The organism is Nitrospira sp. T9 (assembly GCF_052156535.1).
Classification (GTDB): domain Bacteria; phylum Nitrospirota; class Nitrospiria; order Nitrospirales; family UBA8639; genus Nitrospira_E.
The window spans coordinates 16,320-33,722 of record NZ_JBQKUP010000026.1 but is presented as its reverse complement, the minus strand read 5'-3'; the positions used below and the strand labels follow the sequence as shown (position 1 = coordinate 33,722).

Sequence of the window (17,403 nt, the reverse complement as noted above, 5' to 3'; positions counted from 1 at the left end):
AATCACCTTAATTTTTTTGAATGAGGAAGATTTGAATTTACAACTGGCAACTGGTATCCCCAGTGTTTTTCAAAAAGATTACCCAATGATTCCTTGAGTTTTTCGAGAGAATAGCCATGCGCCCAGGCACTGGCCTGTTGTGATAGGTTTTTATAGCCCTCAACATCCTGGAGGATACCTCTTAAACCATTTGCCAATGCTTCAACATCTGCAACGCGAACGACCACTCCTCTGTTCTGGAGTAACCAGGGAACAAGACCATGGTCCGTACCCACACAGACCACTCCATGGCACATCGCCTCCGCTAGCACTTTTGGCCAACCTTCAGAATGAAAAGAGGGCAAAACGAGAATATGGGATTTTTCATACCAACACATTACCTCATTATAAGGAACGGCACCCATAAAATGGACGTGGCCCGTAATACCCAATTCTTGAGTCAGCTTCAAAAGATTTATTCGCTCCGGCCCATCCCCCACAAGTGAAAGCCGAAAGGCAAAACCTTGATTCATTAATATTTTGAGACTGCGCAATAAAATATCAACTCCTTTGCTTGGCGCGAGTCGCCCTGCGAACAAAATTTCAACTGGAAATGTCAGACTCTTATTCTTTGCAACGACAGTCCCATGCTGCACTTGCTCGGCCGTCATCATGGAGGTAAAAAAGGGAATGATTTGCCTGGGTTGGTGGGGCCAATCCCCATAGACGGTTACCAACCCCTTACGCCACCACCATGATCCCAAAATGAACCGCTGCAGACATGTAAAGATGGGTTCCTTCCTAAAACCATCCCATTGACCTGCATATTTGGCAATGTAATACTGGGAGAATAGTGGAGCCAAAATCACTCCCAACAGCCCTAGGTTTCCGGGGCAACGAATATGTATAGCTTCTACTTTCGACATGGCCCAACTCAAATTCCAGAGAAGTCTTGGTAGCGCGAGAATCTGTAACAGTTTGTCTCTGTATCGAAGCCCGCCAGTTTCCATTTGTGGTACAAGAGAGATATTGTGTCTGGTGAAAGGAATACAATCAGCTGGAGGTGCCTGATTTCGTAACGGAGCAGCAATGACCACCTTATTAAAAAGGTCAGCCCAAATGTCGATTTCACGAGTATAGGGGCCATAGCCGTATAGAGTTTTCTCCATTCTGTAGTGAATAGTGTTTGTCACGATTAATAAATCCATATAATTCCTTTTCTTATTATTTCTCATTCCTCCTCTGGATTAGATGTCTTCCTGATCACTTGTTCAAACTGAAGAATTACCGTCACAATTTTTCACCATTCATGGCTATTAAAAATTCTTGAAGGTCCAACACGAGGAAAATTTTCCACAGAGAAGTCAAACCGAGGAATGAATCTTAGATGATTTGCCCACTTGAACAGGTTTCTGAAATTCCTTAGTAATTTTTTTATTAGGAATTGTTCCCAAAAAAGCAAGCCCAAGAAACAGGCCTGAAATTCCATCCACCCCAGTCACGGTGAGACCAATAGTCATATACCCTACAATCCCGATGAGAGGAATGACCTGACCAGTTAACCTTCGGTAATGGAGGGTTTTGAAAATCAGTTTACCCATAAAAATGGCGAGCAACGTCAAGCCTATCATACCGGTTTCAACGCCGACGTGCATATATACGGCATGCCAAGCCATTTCATGTCCTTTTTTAAACATCACCTCTCTATCCACCCATGAATAATGAGCGTAGGCCTCCTTCCCAAGACCAGGCCCAACCCCCCAGATCGGAGAATCGGCTAAAACTTTCGGAAAGAGGAACCACATCTCTGAACGTCCGGAGGTCTTTGTTTTCATGTTCCTTTCGGAATCGGTAAGCTTTTCAAACCACTCCGAGGCCTTTCCCCCGCTCTCAGTTTGCAGAAATACCGCGAGCACGCATACCATTAAGAAAAGCGCAACGAAAATTTTCCTTCTTTGTTGAGACTGATAAAAAACCGCCACAACGATACCGACAAATGCAACAAGCCCGGCACCTCGCGAAGTAGATAAAAGCAATAAAACCCCGCACATGGCAATCAGGACATTTTTGACAATTTTTGAATTCTGCAAATAAAGCCATTTGGCATTATCTGCTACAGCCAGAAGCAGGACCAAGGCAACAGGAAGTGCAAACGTAATGGCGTTTCCCATTTGCTCCCCCTCGATATCAGCCATTCCCAAACGTTCTCCCTGTCCAACCATCCCAATGGCCACTGCGGAAATTGAAATACTTAAACCCATTAGACCAGTAGCCAAATATTTAGGGTAGAGCGATAAAAGATAAATACTCCCAACACTGCACAGCAGCTCCATGACACGAAAATTGGAATAATATTGCCCCGTCAAAAACACAGATATGAGCCAATATCCGGTCCCAACAATAAAAAACCACCTGAGGAGATGATTATCCCAAAGCCTTGAAAATTCTTTAGGAGAACGGGCGACCCAAAAAATTAACCCCAATCCAAGCACAAATAACACCGAATTATAGAAAAAGAATTCGCGGGTATACGAAAGAGCAGGCAATGTCGCAACGGTTAACGCCACGAACGCCGGAATTTTTCTTTTCAGTCCATACAGTGCGAGAAAGGCAAACAACAACATGAAACACCAGATACTTCCGGCTCTTAACTGACCAAGCCTTATCAAAATCAAGGCCGGGAAGGTGCAACATGCCACCTGTAACAGAATAAACCTATCCAGCTTGCCTGGCTGAACAGAAACTTTTCTTTTCAGCTGTTGGATGGTGCCGGAAGGTTTAACTCCTTGAGAAAGGCCTGTGGTTGAAGAGTTCATGGTCATACTTCAAAAAGATGATAAAAGCAGCATCTTATTCAACATTCACCTCATGTTGAAAACGAAAGGCCTTTCGGTAAACCGGGCTTCCTCTTCCTCGTCATTTCCCCAATTGTTTACTGGGAATCCATCCGTGGTTGGTGCCAAATGGATCCCCACCACCAACCTGCGGGGATAACGACAGGTATGCTTTCGGCATTAAACCACATGCCCAATGGTATCTGGCACTGCCTATCAACTGATATCAAAATTTTTACACATTGGAACTTTCTGCTCTCCTTAAAACCAGTCTATCCTAGCCCTATCAAGTGTGTGCGGAAATTAGGGGATTACCAGAGGAAGGTTTCGTTTAATTAAAGACTCTTGAGAAGTATATTATTCAACTGATTGCTTAACGTAACCCATGAGTACTGATCCCCCCCTACTATTCCCTCACCTTGACCTTCAATACGTTTATTTAAATAAGTAGCCATACCACCGATATTGTCTTTTTGGAAAACATGTACTCCCTTGCAATTCTCTAACAGGGCTGCATCACTCTCCAATGGACAAATAAGCAGAATCGGACTTCCCAAACCCAGCGGCTCAAAGACTTTCCCAGTGACCATTCCCTGATCGGCAATCGTGACCTTGTCGGGTATTGAAGTAATCACCACACTCACATCGGCACCGGCAACAGCGGCTAGCGCGTCACTGCGGGGAACTTTTCCATGGAGTTTCACGTTTTCCATAACCCCACATCGCTCAGCTTCCTCTCTGACATGGTCTCCCATTTGCCCATAATAATGTAAAAACCACTTTCCATTTTCTTCACCCCTCAATTCCTTCAAATGCTTAAGAGCAGCCATGAGAGGGGCAATCACCCGCTTGGGAGGATAGAAATTTCCAGCATAAACAATGGTGAAATAAGGAAATTGGACAGGTTGTACCTGGCTCAATTCTTCCGGGTCGAAGCCATTTGAAATGACGTGAACTTTGCCTTTGAGATCATATCGTTTTTGTAAATCCAATGCCCATGAAGGAGAAACGATGGTGACAGCCGCACTCTTTTGGAGAAGCTGTTGCTCTTCATTGATGGTTTTCTGAAATTTTTGAAGCTTCGCATGAGGATTATTTGTCCACGGATCACGGTAATCAAGGACATACGGCCGATTCAGTTTATCCGACAACCATTTGGCCAATCGAAAGCAGCAAAAAGGCTTTCCACTCACCAGAATGATATCTACGTCCTCTTTTACCAGGGTTGAACAGGCTCGTTTGGCTTCATTGATCCAGCCGATCTCCCGATCAATCCTCCACTTGCTGGCGATCTGTCGACATACCGCTCCCACAAACCATTTGATTCCAGAATTCTCGCAATTCAACGATCCAGGCGAAAGAAACCGCCAGCCATGCCCTGTAGATAATCGCTGGATGCCTTCTTTGTTGAGCGCAAGATTTGTATTCTCAATTTCGCTCGAGTCCCCCAATCGCCACAAATGAGGATCTGGCGTCACAACGGTAACATCCCAACCTAAACGGGAGAGGTATTTGGCGATATTCCAGGTTCGCACACAGGCAATACCATTTAATGGGGGGAAATAATACGCCAGAAATAAAATTTTGTGTTTTTTGAGTGGCAACTATTTTGTCCTTTTCCATTAATGAGCAAGAACTGCTGTTTAATTGAACCTTATTCCGTTCTAGCCAGACTTTCTTCTAAGGAAGATTTTCCCGGCGTAAACTCCTTCACTCATGCGATTTCTGACCTTCGGAATTCCTCGAGCCTTTCCTAGTAACAACTCATTTATGGGGTGTTCTTTTAGAATGGTTTTAATTTCTTTTGTTAAAAATTGAGATATTAATTCATTACCACTGGGTGAATAGTGGCCCTTAAAGTAGCTTTGATAGTTTTGAAGAATGGAATCATTTTTAAAAGCTCCCAGAGCATCAATATACTTTAGATTTTGAGCATTGAGTTTTTCTAAAATGGATTGGTAGCGAACTGTTTTATTAGCTTTAAGACGAATAACATCCTCTTCGTGAGGCAAAATAACAATAATTGGAATTTTTCCATCATCCAACACTTCTTTGTAAAACGTTTCGAAAATTTTAATTGTAATCTTAAACGCCTCTGACTTTACATTGTAAACACCATTTAAGTCGGTAATGTCATTTTTTTCAAAAATTTTGTTTCCAATCATTTTGGTAAGACGAACCAAAGCCAAAAAGTCAAAAGGACCTTCATGATAGCCCGCATGGTAGTGATAATCTTGAGCGCCCAATAGTTTAAACATAGCGTGGGGTTTATCCAGCAATGCCTTGTAATCTCCTGGCGTCCTTAAAGGATTCGGTATTAAAGTAAGTTTTTCATCAACAACTGTAAATCTGGGTTTGGCAAGGGGTAGAGAAGTTCCACTATCATAAAAAGGCCTATAGACATTCACATGCCTTTCAATATTCTCAGACATCAACCCTATAAGAACCACATCCGCATTGAATTTTTTTCCCAAAGATTGGTACCGTAAAAAAGCTTGATCCGTGCCATATCCAGGCACGCCAAAATTTAAGACCTGAAATTCCGGATTAGCTCGTTCCATATAATTTTGCCAAGTCTCGTGATTCCCCACCTGATCACCATGGGTAAAAGAATCCCCAAATGTGGCAATACGAATCCTATCGGAGGGGGGAACCATACTATAATCCTCGTTTCCACGAAGTCCTTGAGAATTTGATCGATACCCCCTATAGTTTTTATTCGGTGCTATGGACCAGCCAGTAAAACTATCAACTTGTGTATACATGAACTCATTCTTTATTATTTTAGTCGTAATTTTGGAGTGCTGTTCACTCATCTCTTTTGAATGGATAGGGACATAGTGGACGCGTTTAAATTTGGAAAGCGCATAGAGCCCACCATAGGAAATAATTTCTAATAGCACGAAAAGGACCACAAGGGTGCTAAGTAAAAATGCAAAATATTTGATATGAATTTTCCCCATGCCAATGATCCTCGCCGAAAAAATTGACGGTCAACTAAGCAGCAGGCATGCTCTACTGGTAGCAATGCCGGCGCTGGGTTGTAACATACCTTTCTTTAGACCCTATTCGCCTTAAATGATTATGAGACAGCGGTTTTCCTACCGCAGTTGATGTAATTCCCGCAGATTTAAACGGATTGCTGCGAGCCCTCAGGCTGCACCGTCAATAATTGCTCATACAACGCCACCAGCCGATCGCTTAGGATTTTTATATCATAGTCCGTTTCCATCCGCACACGCCCGGCTCTTCCCATATCCGGCCATTTTTCTGAATGATCAATCAGGAACAACAGTCGATCGACCAAGGCATTCGCATCGCGTTCCGGCACTAGAAAACCTGACACACCATCTTCCACGATTTCGGGAATGCCACTATGTTGAGTGCCAATCACAGGCAACCCTAAGGCCATGGCTTCTTTTATCGCATTGGGAATGCCTTCCTGATCACCGTCTTTAGCCGTCACACTTGGGGCGAGCAGTATATGCGCGTCTTGCAATAATCGAATGACTTCCTCATGATTTTTCCACCCTAATAACTGCACATATTCCTTGAGATCTCTCTCCTCAATTAATCGCTCCAGGTCACCTCGTAATTCGCCCTCTCCAATTACGGAATAGTGAATCGATCTTCCCGATCTGACTATTTTTTCGATTGCTTGAATGGCATAGGCAATGCCTTTCTTTTCAACCAATCGGGCAATGGTCATCACGTGTATTGGCTCACCCTCGCAAAGCGTCTTGGGTGAGAATTTGAGTTTTTGACAATCAATACCAGAGGGTAAAACGACAATTTTCGCGTCATCACATCCTTTTTGGACAATGAGATTTTTAAGGGAATTACTGACCGGCAAGAAAAGATCCCCTTCCCTAAATAATTTCCCATACAAATCAGGGCTTTTATGGATCGATTTTGTCGCATCAAACCCGCGAAACGAAGTCACCACTTTGGCAGTTTTGGCCACCACCTGCTTGACATTTAAGCCTTCCTGGCCATAGGTACCAAATTGACAATGAATGATGTCAAATGGCCCTTTACCCAAAAATGGAATAATTTGATACAGAAGCGACAATGAAGCGGCTGTTCTTCCGTATCGAAAAACATTCAATGATCTCAATATTGGGACGGGATATTTTAAAATATATTTCAGGATAAGATGCAATCCCTTGGCGAATCGTAAAGTTTTATTTTTCGGAATGACTTGATAGCTGGTACGTTCCTGTAAGTGATATTTTTCCAGGTCTTCTGAAATTTTCATAACGTCCCTAGCTCTTCCGGCAAAAACATTTACCTCAAGTCCAGCCTCCATCATTCCTACAATTTGGTTTTGAATAAATGTTTGAGTAGAAGAGGGAAATTGGCGCACTATATACGCAATTTTCATTGTCTATCCTAGAATATTTTTTTTGGGGACACTTCTTACCTAAATGGACGGTTTGGAACTATGGTCCATTTTGGGGAAATGCGTAAAGGAATACCAAATAATTCCAACGGTTTTAGGATCTTCAATGCTCACACCGCAACACAAAAATCCCTCGCCTTGTTGCTTTTTGAAACATTTCATTTACCTCTGACAAGCTCTGAAGCAGAACAATCAACCGAATACCCGCCCGTTTCCCGGAAAATGGTTTTTTGGGCCTCCTTTATTTCTTCCGGATCGATTTTTTCAATAGACCTGTCATACATATACAGTACATCCATAAATTCAATGTAATAAGGACTGGAATCAAGCGCATTGGTTAATCCTAATCGCAGGAGAAATTTCCTGAGTACAACAAAATTATTTTTTATGTACGGCACTAACCATGTTAATCGCATTTGTTGATACAAGGTGAGAAAATCCTTAAGATTTGTCACCTGATAATTTTCAGAAAAACAACTAATAGTTAAATCCCTATCAATCCATCCTCCAGGATAGGCAAGCCTGGGAAACTGACGTCGAACCGCCCAAAGAGCCTTTTTTACACCTCTTGTCAGCACTGCATGCATCACTATTTCAGCCTTGGACCGTGATTTTTTTCGTAATTTCATCCACATGAATAGAAATATTTTATAGAGTGCATCTGCCGGTTGATGCTCCAACACTCTTTTCAGCGAATTTACCCCCTTTTCCAACATTTCAGCATAGATTGTATTTTGAGGGATCACATGCCTAAGGCGATAGAGTACGGTTAATGCCTGGACATGTGTATTGATGCACAACGAATTTCCAGAAGATTTCCCAAATAGAGTAGACTGAAAATGTATACGTTTATCCTTAAACTCCGTTGTATCGTGCAAAAACCATAGATTCCCGTCGTCAAGTTGCTCCATGAGGTGTCCAACCACAAATGTCATTCCACGTTCTGCGGCTTCTACCCATATGGACTCATCAGTTTTTTCATGTTGGGAAATGAGCAAATGAATGCCGTCAAGATGAAATCGGGCATGGGTTTCCATTTCATCGGTCCAAAACCCATGCCCCCATTCCCCCTTTGGTGACATGTCTAATAACACAGAATACGCAATGACATTTTGCATGACGTCATACAATTTCTTGCCGGTCTCCCTATTCAAAAAACCGAAATAACTCCACCATGTATATGCACACTGCTGGCATTTATATCGCTTATTCATTCCTTTATGACCACGAGGATCATAAATACTTCCGTTGATCAAATACTTCCAGATATCAGAGGGTTTGTTAGCAAAAAACCAATCCGATTTTCGATACAAACATTGCTCAACGGTATTTAAAGATTTTATTGTTTCGATAAATTCCCCATTCTCATCCTCGATCAACACATATGGAACATTGGCTTGCTCGCCTGGCATTCCCAAAAGAAACAGGTGCAACTGAATGCCTGTATCCACCTCCCAATGCCAGGGAAGAAATGGTTCCTCTGGCGCTGACATACGTTGAAACTTGTCGAAATGACATTTTACAGAAGCGGAAGGCAACCACACCGTAAAGAGTTTTTTTTCATATTCAACTTTCAACAGTATTCCAAATTCATTCCCACTAAACACTCTTAAGACTCTGCCCGAGCTTGAAAAGGTAATGCGGCCGGCCCCCTCCTCTGCGGAAACTTGCAGGAAATGTATTTCCAACTTGTGGTTTTTATGAATATCCACCAATTTTGAGCAGCATTCATCAACATAATATTTTACGCGTGAAAAATCAGTCGACTGAAAAATCCTTTCTTCTCTATGGCCTTTTCCAAAGAATATATCCGTAGGATATATTTTGTTTCGTGAAGTCATATCACTCCTTATAAACTGGCGCAAGGTATTGGGATCGAATACCTGGGCTTTCCCTAGGTCGCATATCCCAAAGGGCTAATGAATTGCTTTATCTTTCTTTTTACCGCCTTCCACCCATCAAGAGCAGCATATTTTAAAAACCGTCTGATAGAAAACAGATACCCACATTTCCTAAAAATCAGGAAAATGGCTTTCAAGCGGTTGCTCATGACCTTCTCTTTTTTGGCCAGATTATAATTATGCCTGAAGATAAAATTTCTTCCCGCTCTTCTTAAACTTAACGCCATCTTCTTTTCAGAAGCCAAATCACACATTACATCTACCAACAGAAATGATTCTTCGCACCACTCTTTGGTTTTCACGGAGGAAGACATTTCATTCGGATGCTTCCGGTTACTGGCTTTACTTTCTTGAATATCATTTCGGCCATACCGAAAAGACACCTTTGCGACTGCCATGACATCCAAGAATAAATTATGCTTGGAATGCATGCCGCCCATTTCCTTTAATCGTTTCGTATTCCATAAGGTGCTGCAGAGATAAATACCTGTCTTAAAGGATAAATACGCCAAAAGAAATTCTTCTGTTGAAAGCCCACCCACTTTATTGGGCCATTCCCCTAAACACTTGCCATCCGGATCAATATAGCGAGTTCCTGTTCGGATTACCCCAATATCCATAAGGGAATAATTAACGGTTTTCATACACGCATCAACAAAATCCTCATCAATAAGATCATCATCCTGTAATAGTAAAAAATAATCTCCTCGTGCTTGTTCTACACAAAACTTGAAATTCCTGAAATGGCCAATATTTTGACTATGTTTTACATATTGTATGCGAGGATCATTAAATTCGTTCACCACACTTTCGGTATGATCAGGCGAGCAATTATCTGAAACGATAATTTCTAAATTTTTATAGGATTGGTCTATCGCGCTTCGCAGAGTGTGCTTCAGGTACGTGCCGGCTCGATTGTAGGTTGGGATGGCAATCGTGACGAGGGGCTTTTCCTGATGGAGCATATTGGACCTCTTCAAATGAGTAAAAACTTCAATGTCAGTTGACCGGTAAGCTCAAGTGCTACTCAAAATGCAATTTTAGCCGAAAATGTACCAAATGCCATTCCTGCATGTGTCGGCGATGATCCATGTGACCCGAACCTAAAATGGATTTCCAAATTTTGATTGATTGACCCTCTCCGTCGTCCGACAGAAGTCAGCCCCGATCTATCAAAAAAGTTGCCAGAAGGTCATCCTGGGAAAAAGGAAGGATCTCGTCGAGTCGTCCGATTCTCGGCTGGGCACAGATCCTTCGCCGTTGGCTCAGGATGACAACTTAGCCAATTGTGTCGGTGGCTTAATAGGATTTTCTTTGCTTTTCTAAGTTTTTTGCTGGCTACTGGTAATGTTTATTCATCCATAGGGATAAACTGAGCAGAGGCCATAGCCCCCATGAATAATTGCTCCGACCATCGAGATGCAGATCATATAGTTTTCGAAGAGCTTTCTTATTTACTTCCACCCCCAACATTTCATCTCGTTTCAGTAGACTTTCCTCAACCATTTCCCGGAGAGAAGTACGCAACCATGCTCCCATAGGCACCTCAAAACCCCGCTTTCCTTGAGTCTGTTGTTTAGTATATTTGGATAAGACCTGACGTAAAACCATCTTCCCCATTTTGTGCTCCACATCAAGGCACTGATGCCAGTCCGTTTGTGCCGCTATTTCAATTACCTCCTTATCGAGGAGGGGCACCCGAACTTCCAATGAATGAAACATGCTTGCCCGATCCACTTTCATCAAGACATAAGGTAAATGACATTCGAATTCGGTAATCCGCGAATATTGTGCTGCACGATATGGATCGCAACTATGGTATTCAAAAGCCGTATAAGCCTTTGGCCAAGAGGGCAATGAAGGAAAAATTTGGTTTAACCATTTCTCAGAAAGATGGGTGAGCATAAGACGATGATAGCTTCCGAGGGAAGATTGATTGAGATGGTTATAATTTCCATATTGCAGAACTCTCTTCAAGCCCCGCCACACCCAACGGCACCAGAAAGGATACCGAAAATCCCTTGCATTTCTCACCAAGGAGCCAAAGCGACTTGTGTACCCCCAAAACAATTCATCACCCCCATCGCCGGAAAGCATGACCTTGTAATTTTGACTGGCCAGGCGGGATACCATCATGGTAGGGAATAGAGAATAATCTCCAAACGGCTCTCCACAGCTTTCTATCACATCATCCAAGAAATCAACCGCTTTGGCAGGGTCCATACATTCAATCCTATGTTTAACCCCAAACTCTTTCGCATAGGCCATGGCATCCTGTGTTTCATCCGTGGCTTTTTCACCGGTTCCGATTGTAAAGACCTCAACGGGCCCTGCACTCACCGACCTCATTTTTGCGACGACCAGCGGTGAGTCAATACCTCCGGAAAGGAAAGCTCCCACCGGTACATCACTGATCAAATGCCGTTTCACAGCCCCTGTGATTGCCGAATCCACCGCTTCCAATGCTTCCTGCCCTTTCAATTTCGGTGTGTCGTACTGTGGAAACTTAAAATATCGTCCCCTCTCTACCTGTCCATCCGCCATAAATTTGACCCAGGAACCAGGCTCAAGCATGTGGGAATCCCTCATGAGGGCATAAGGTGCAGGAATATAGGCCAACCGCAAGTAAAGACCCAGTGCTTCGGGTGACACCTCAAGATTGTGGCTCAAGGGATGCGCCAATATTTGATTATATTGTGACGCAAATACCATTCCTTCAGACCTCTTAAGATAATAGAGCGGTTTCATCCCGGCATGGTCCCGAGCTAACAGCAATCGCTTTTTCACTGAATCAAAAAACCCTAAAGCAAACATCCCGTTAAACCGTTCTAAGGCAGATGTTCCCCATTCCATCAGGGAGTACAGTACAACTTCAGTATCACTGGTTGACCGGAATTTTACTCCACGACCTTCTAATTCTTTCCGTAAGTGCTGAAAATTATATATCTCCCCATTAAAGACGAGCGTATACCGACCATTAGGAGCGGTCATAGGTTGGTGGGCATTCATGCTTAAATCAATGATGGCCAAACGGCGAAAGACCATCGTACAAGTCCGATGATCGGTCCAGATTCCTTGGTCATTGGGTCCCCGACGTGCCATCAAAGCACTAATTTTTTCCCAATCGGCTTCAGGCCCTAACGCCTGATTAAACCGTAATTCTCCAGCTATGCCACACATGTACTATCCTATTCTCTCGAGGAACAAGAATTTCAAGATGAATGTTGGCAATGTCATTAAATTCATTATCATAGATTTCCGGAATGTCATTCCTTCTCGCTGGCATATAATTCTTCGTAAAGGGAAAAAGCCTTCAGATATTCTTGGATATAATGCATCACATTTAGGTTATTATCTGTCATTTCACGATCTATTAATCGAGACATCATCTCAAGATAATAAATCCATCGATAGTTTTTTTCTAACGCTTTCAGGCTGCTTGAAACTTCCGGAGCCTTTGCGGTTAATTCCGAAATGACCATCGGCAATGCTTTCTGTATTTCTGAAACCAACACACTTACTGACACGTCCCTACAAGCGGGTCGATAAAAAAAATAACTGTAAAAATCAAACAATGCACTCCGATATCCAGCCCCTTCCCAATCAATTATTTTCATTCCATGCTGGGTATTCAGCATATTGGCTGGAACAAAATCTCCATGGGCAAACACCCAAAAAATTGGGAAATTCCCTTCCGCTTGGAGTCGACGAACGATGTCCTCAATAAATGATGTAATTTTTTGATACTCCGCTCCAGTGGATCCCGGCTTTGACAAGATTTTTGATTGTAATCCCCTGGTCATATCCAGAGCATGTTCTACAGAGTTTTGAGAAATTGGTTCCTGAAACAGCATCAAACTTATCAAATGCTGAAGAATTTCATTGAAAAACTTTTCTAATAACGCTCCTGAATCCAAAGGCTTATAGGAGGAATCCAAAGATCCATTCACATATTCTTCTTCATACCATCTTTCCTCAATACTCCACTTTTTTATGGAAGAAGCAAATTCGATACGGGAAACCACCTTCAATATGTCAATTTCATCGCGAATAGCGGAAGAATTTACATGGTGATCGAATACTTTGATTGCCACCCCTTTATGAAAATCGAATATTTTGTACCCCTGATGAATGGGCACACATATTTGACCATAGCACGGCAATTCAACAACCTTTTTCCTACTTAACAATTGAAACTTATAACCCAAAAAATAACTAAGACATCTGACATTTCTTTTCACAAATCCTAGATAACTCTGCAACTGCTTTACAAACAACCTGCCACGAGAAGTCTTTGGGTCAAATCTTACTATAGGTGTTAAGGAATCTTTTACGAAAAACAACATCCATGCAAAAACAAGAATGTTTTGCTGTAAACAAAAAAGCCGCTTCTTCTCGCTCGGCAACTTAATAAATTGAAAAACGAATGACTGATGAGAACTCATCTTCTAATTTTCGAATCTATTTTTTTTGAGATCGGCAAGATCAAGCGGATGCTTCCATCAGATCAATATATCTGTGATTCATCCTTGAAATGCTATGGATTACCGGATTATCTGGAGTGAATAGAAAGGCAAGTTGCATAGTGGAGTATAGAAGAAGGAGCGAATCCTAGGGAGAAAATAAATAGGTTATATTCCTCGGTCTAGACTTCGGTCTTTTCTGCGTGTGCTTCTTTTGGAATAAATTGCGTTTCCCACTTTAAAAGGGGCCTGACTACTCCCGGGATATGTCCGACAGAATCACCACGAGCCCCATTACCATCCATACTATCAATCACATGAAATGCCACAACATCATTAACCTTCAGGCGCTTCACCGACGGATTTTCTGTGCCTATGGTCGGCCCGATAAAATATCTCCCCTCGGAAAGCAAATTCCCGGGGATTACGGACGTACTCACGTATCGCCCAATGGGGCGCCGCTTCTGTCTCCAGGCTAGATCATTTTCAAGCGGTAAAAACGCTTCAATTCCTTCTTCATTAAACACATGATAATAGATCCGCAGCACATAGCCTGGTTGCAGTACCTCATACTCTATCTCGATTCGAATAGGTTGACTAATATCCGCAACGTCCGACACCAGGCCATCTTGTGTCCGCACTCTTACTCCGCATAATCGAACGACTTCATCTCCAGGTGCCTCCATGACATTAGGCCATCTACGCTCAGCTTTGGTACATTTATCGGAATTCATGTAACTGGTGATGACTTCATGAGTTGGACCATCCTCCCGCACTTTCCCACCTTCGAGCAGAATAGACCTGGAACATAGACGGGTGACAGCCGGCATATTGTGCGAGACGAACAGGACGGTGCGGCCATGGTGACCGACCTCCTTCATTTTATCCAGGCATTTCTGTTGAAAACGTGCGTCACCGACTGCCAACACCTCATCGATTATCAAAATCTCCGGCTCCAGATGAGCGGCCACGGCAAACGCCAGGCGCACTTTCATGCCGCTCGAATACCGTTTCACAGGGGTATCGATAAATTTTTCAATTCCGGAGAAATCCACAATTTCATCAAATTTCCTGTCGATTTCTTTCTTCCGCATGCCTAAAATGGTGCCATTCAGGTAGACATTTTCTCTCCCTGTCAGCTCCGGATGGAATCCGGTTCCAACCTCGAGAAGACTTGAAATCCTTCCACGAATCGTGACCTGCCCACTGGTTGGATAGGTAATTTTCGACAGAATTTTCAGAAGAGTCGATTTGCCTGCGCCATTGCTCCCGATAATACCGATAATTTCCCCTTCTTTTACCTCAAACGAGACATTTTTGACAGCCCAGATGACATCGGGAGGATTGGTATCTTGGTCGGGATTCACATCGTCGAATTTATAGAGGGAGCGATAGACCCGGTAATTCTTGAGAGGATTTTTAATGAAATTCACTACGGTGTTAAATAAATTATCCTGGATGGTCTCTTTCAATCCGATCCGGTAGCACTTACTGATATTTTCAATTTTGATGGCGAGATTTCGATTATTCATGTTTTTCCTGATACTGGTCTGGTTCCTTAAATCACATCCACAATGATACGCTCCATCCGCTTAAAATATACCGCTCCACTGATGACCAACAGGACCGCTGTCACTGCTCCAGGCCATATGTACAGCCAGGGGATGGGGGTACCTAGCAAACACGCTCTGAATCCCTCTATGACACCTACGAGTGGATTGAACGAGTACAGCAACCGATATCCCTCCGGTATCGATGATGCCGAATAGACGATGGGGGCAGTATACATGAGCATTTGAATAAAAAACGGCATGGCTTGTTTGATATCACGAAATCGGATAGCCAGTGAAGATAGCCACAATCCTATACCCAACGGAACAGCCATCATCATGACTACCAGCACGGGGAAAAGCAGGAGATTCCATGTGGGAGACACGCGAAAGTACAACATGATGCAGAGGACAATGAACAGGGAAATTCCAAAATCAACCAGCTTCGCCAAAATGGGTGTAATGGGAAATATGATTCGAGGGAAATAAATCTTCCCCAAGATATTCGATCCCTGAAGGAGGCTTTGACTCGATTGCGTGAGCGCCTGTGACATATACGTCCAGGGGATTACTGCCACACTTGAAAATAAAATATAGGGAATTCCCTCCGTTGGCAGTTCCGCGACTTTTCCAAAAATAACCGTGAAAATCAAAATTTGCACAAGAGGTTGAATGATTGCCCATGAAAATCCCAAAACAGTCTGCGCATATAACGCCTTAATATCGCGCCAGGTGAGAAAATAAAACAGATCTCGATAATCATTCAGCTCTTTAAAGTTAATGATGTTCCAGCCGGAATCAGGTCCAATAATGGTTACGACATCGGCACTGGAGCATGCAGTTTCTTCTGTATTCTTCATTTTGCTTCCAAACATATTATTCCTTCGTTTTGGCACGAATTTGGATTCGTTTCACGATAACAAACCCGACACTCTTATTTTAAATTGCTCTCGCCCTTCCACGTCATCTGATTATAAAGGATCGGAGACTTTTATTTCCGTTAACGGCTACTATTCGTGGAATAAACTTCGACGGAGCTCCAACTACTGGCGGTCAAAACCTTTCGCTGTTAACATTTGCCTCTTGGAAATGAACAGACTTTGCTTAAAAGCTGCCTTTCAATGGTTCAAGCTTTTCCAGGCATAAACTGAATACCATAATCTGGGGCAGTGTAATAGCTAAAATTCATCGGACCTGTTCTTTTCGTGCCAATGAAACACCACATCACAAACCACTCTATTCCCATAGGGGGTATGATGCCCATAGTCCCTATATTCAAACCAGAGTTCATTCCTCTTTTCAGGAACATAAATCTGATCGAATGAATCAATAATTTCAATAGCATATTTTTCTGCATATTTCTTAATAAGCCCTCGTTCATGCTGCCTTCTTTCAAAACCTTCCTCAAGAAAGATCCCAGGGCCATACTGTAGCAAGACCACCTTTGATTTTGTCCCCGTAAGATTAGCAAATCGTTGAAAGGAAAAATCAATGATCTCTTCAATATCGGCAGCATTCTCCCCTGGAATTTCATATCTCCCGTCATATTCAAAATTCCATCTTTTCTGAAAAATTGGCAACAAATGCCTTTGCAGGATCACCGAATATCCAAGGACCCACATAAAATCCGGGGAAGCATCAAAATCCTCTGGCGGCACCACCAACGTTTTTCCTTCCACCGTGGCGATATGCGGTTTTGGAAAATTCGACCGAACCATTAATCGATCCCGACGAAAATCTGGTCCAACCGTAATCGACCAAATAAGGGTGTCGAATGGTCCATGATTGGCAACGGCCTGTTCCGCTCTCAAGAGGGCTTGGGCGGCTCCATAGCCACCCACTCCGCCATTCCAAACCTCATGCCCTGTTTTATTTGCAAAACAAGCCGGCCACGTTTGAGAGTTATGCACCTGATCCCCAAAGGTGAAACTATCGCCCACGGTTAACACTTTTTTTCCGGAATGATCACTCACATTCACATTGCTGCCATCGACATTACGACGAAAACCGTGGCGGTCAATAGAGACCTGCACGTTATCCCAAAAGGGTGGATGATGAATGATCCCACTAAAACCCGGATTGGGCTTATACCCAAGGACGGGATCGTGGGTGGTAAGGCCAAGCATTCTATTTTCATGGAAAAAATTGAGCCTGGTCCATAATGATCCATCGCATTGCCCTGTCAGACAAGATTTGACGGTAGAATATGTCCTTAACCCGATTTCGGCGAGGACAAAAATTAGAATCACCACGCCAATATTAATGAGGAGAATT

The 17,403-nt window shown here is 42.9% G+C and carries 12 protein-coding genes; all 12 read right to left on the bottom strand.

Translation table 11 applies throughout. From position 1 onward, the window contains the following. Nucleotides 1–2: 2 nt before the first annotated feature. The 12 genes from ACTRXD_RS03570 to ACTRXD_RS03515 all read right to left on the bottom strand — a co-directional run bounded on the left by ACTRXD_RS03570 (nucleotide 3) and on the right by ACTRXD_RS03515 (nucleotide 17,255). Nucleotides 3–1,187 carry a glycosyltransferase family 4 protein gene (locus ACTRXD_RS03570; protein WP_442430468.1) on the bottom strand — a complete coding sequence of 395 codons (1,185 nt, stop codon included), beginning with the start codon at nucleotides 1,185–1,187 and terminating at the stop codon, nucleotides 3–5. Between the two features lie 156 nt (nucleotides 1,188–1,343). Further along, on the bottom strand, nucleotides 1,344–2,795 hold the full coding sequence (locus ACTRXD_RS03565; protein ID WP_442430467.1) for an O-antigen ligase family protein: 1,452 nt from the start codon (nucleotides 2,793–2,795) through the stop codon (nucleotides 1,344–1,346). A gap of 353 nt (nucleotides 2,796–3,148) precedes the next feature. After that, entirely contained in the window at nucleotides 3,149–4,417 is a 1,269-nt protein-coding gene (locus ACTRXD_RS03560) for a glycosyltransferase (RefSeq protein WP_442430466.1), read from the bottom strand. Between the two features lie 60 nt (nucleotides 4,418–4,477). Then, the gene (locus ACTRXD_RS03555; protein WP_442430465.1) at nucleotides 4,478–5,776 is read right to left on the bottom strand and encodes an SGNH/GDSL hydrolase family protein; all 1,299 of its coding nucleotides are present in this window, start codon (nucleotides 5,774–5,776) and stop codon (nucleotides 4,478–4,480) included. Between the two features lie 167 nt (nucleotides 5,777–5,943). Beyond that, nucleotides 5,944–7,122 carry a glycosyltransferase gene (locus ACTRXD_RS03550; protein WP_442430573.1) on the bottom strand — a complete coding sequence of 393 codons (1,179 nt, stop codon included), beginning with the start codon at nucleotides 7,120–7,122 and terminating at the stop codon, nucleotides 5,944–5,946. Between the two features lie 251 nt (nucleotides 7,123–7,373). Continuing rightward, a complete protein-coding gene (locus ACTRXD_RS03545) occupies nucleotides 7,374–9,056 on the bottom strand; it encodes a hypothetical protein (RefSeq protein ID WP_442430464.1) in 1,683 nt (560 codons plus the stop codon). Nucleotides 9,057–9,109: 53 nt separating this feature from the next. Continuing rightward, a complete protein-coding gene (locus ACTRXD_RS03540; protein ID WP_442430463.1) occupies nucleotides 9,110–10,081 on the bottom strand; it encodes a glycosyltransferase family 2 protein in 972 nt (323 codons plus the stop codon). Between the two features lie 373 nt (nucleotides 10,082–10,454). Then, nucleotides 10,455–12,296: an asparagine synthase (glutamine-hydrolyzing) gene (gene asnB, locus ACTRXD_RS03535; RefSeq protein ID WP_442430462.1), complete on the bottom strand. Its 1,842-nt coding sequence runs from the start codon at nucleotides 12,294–12,296 to the stop codon at nucleotides 10,455–10,457. A gap of 86 nt (nucleotides 12,297–12,382) precedes the next feature. After that, nucleotides 12,383–13,255 (bottom strand): phosphotransferase family protein, encoded by an 873-nt coding sequence (locus ACTRXD_RS03530; RefSeq protein ID WP_442430461.1) that lies wholly within the window; start codon nucleotides 13,253–13,255, stop codon nucleotides 12,383–12,385. A gap of 506 nt (nucleotides 13,256–13,761) precedes the next feature. Next, complete coding sequence (locus ACTRXD_RS03525) at nucleotides 13,762–15,111, bottom strand: ABC transporter ATP-binding protein (protein ID WP_442430460.1); 1,350 nt, start codon at nucleotides 15,109–15,111, stop codon at nucleotides 13,762–13,764. Between the two features lie 26 nt (nucleotides 15,112–15,137). Then, a complete protein-coding gene (locus tag ACTRXD_RS03520; protein ID WP_442430459.1) occupies nucleotides 15,138–15,989 on the bottom strand; it encodes an ABC transporter permease in 852 nt (283 codons plus the stop codon). 318 nt (nucleotides 15,990–16,307) lie between these two features. Next, the gene (locus ACTRXD_RS03515) at nucleotides 16,308–17,255 is read right to left on the bottom strand and encodes an SGNH/GDSL hydrolase family protein (RefSeq protein ID WP_442430458.1); all 948 of its coding nucleotides are present in this window, start codon (nucleotides 17,253–17,255) and stop codon (nucleotides 16,308–16,310) included. Nucleotides 17,256–17,403: the final 148 nt, after the last annotated feature.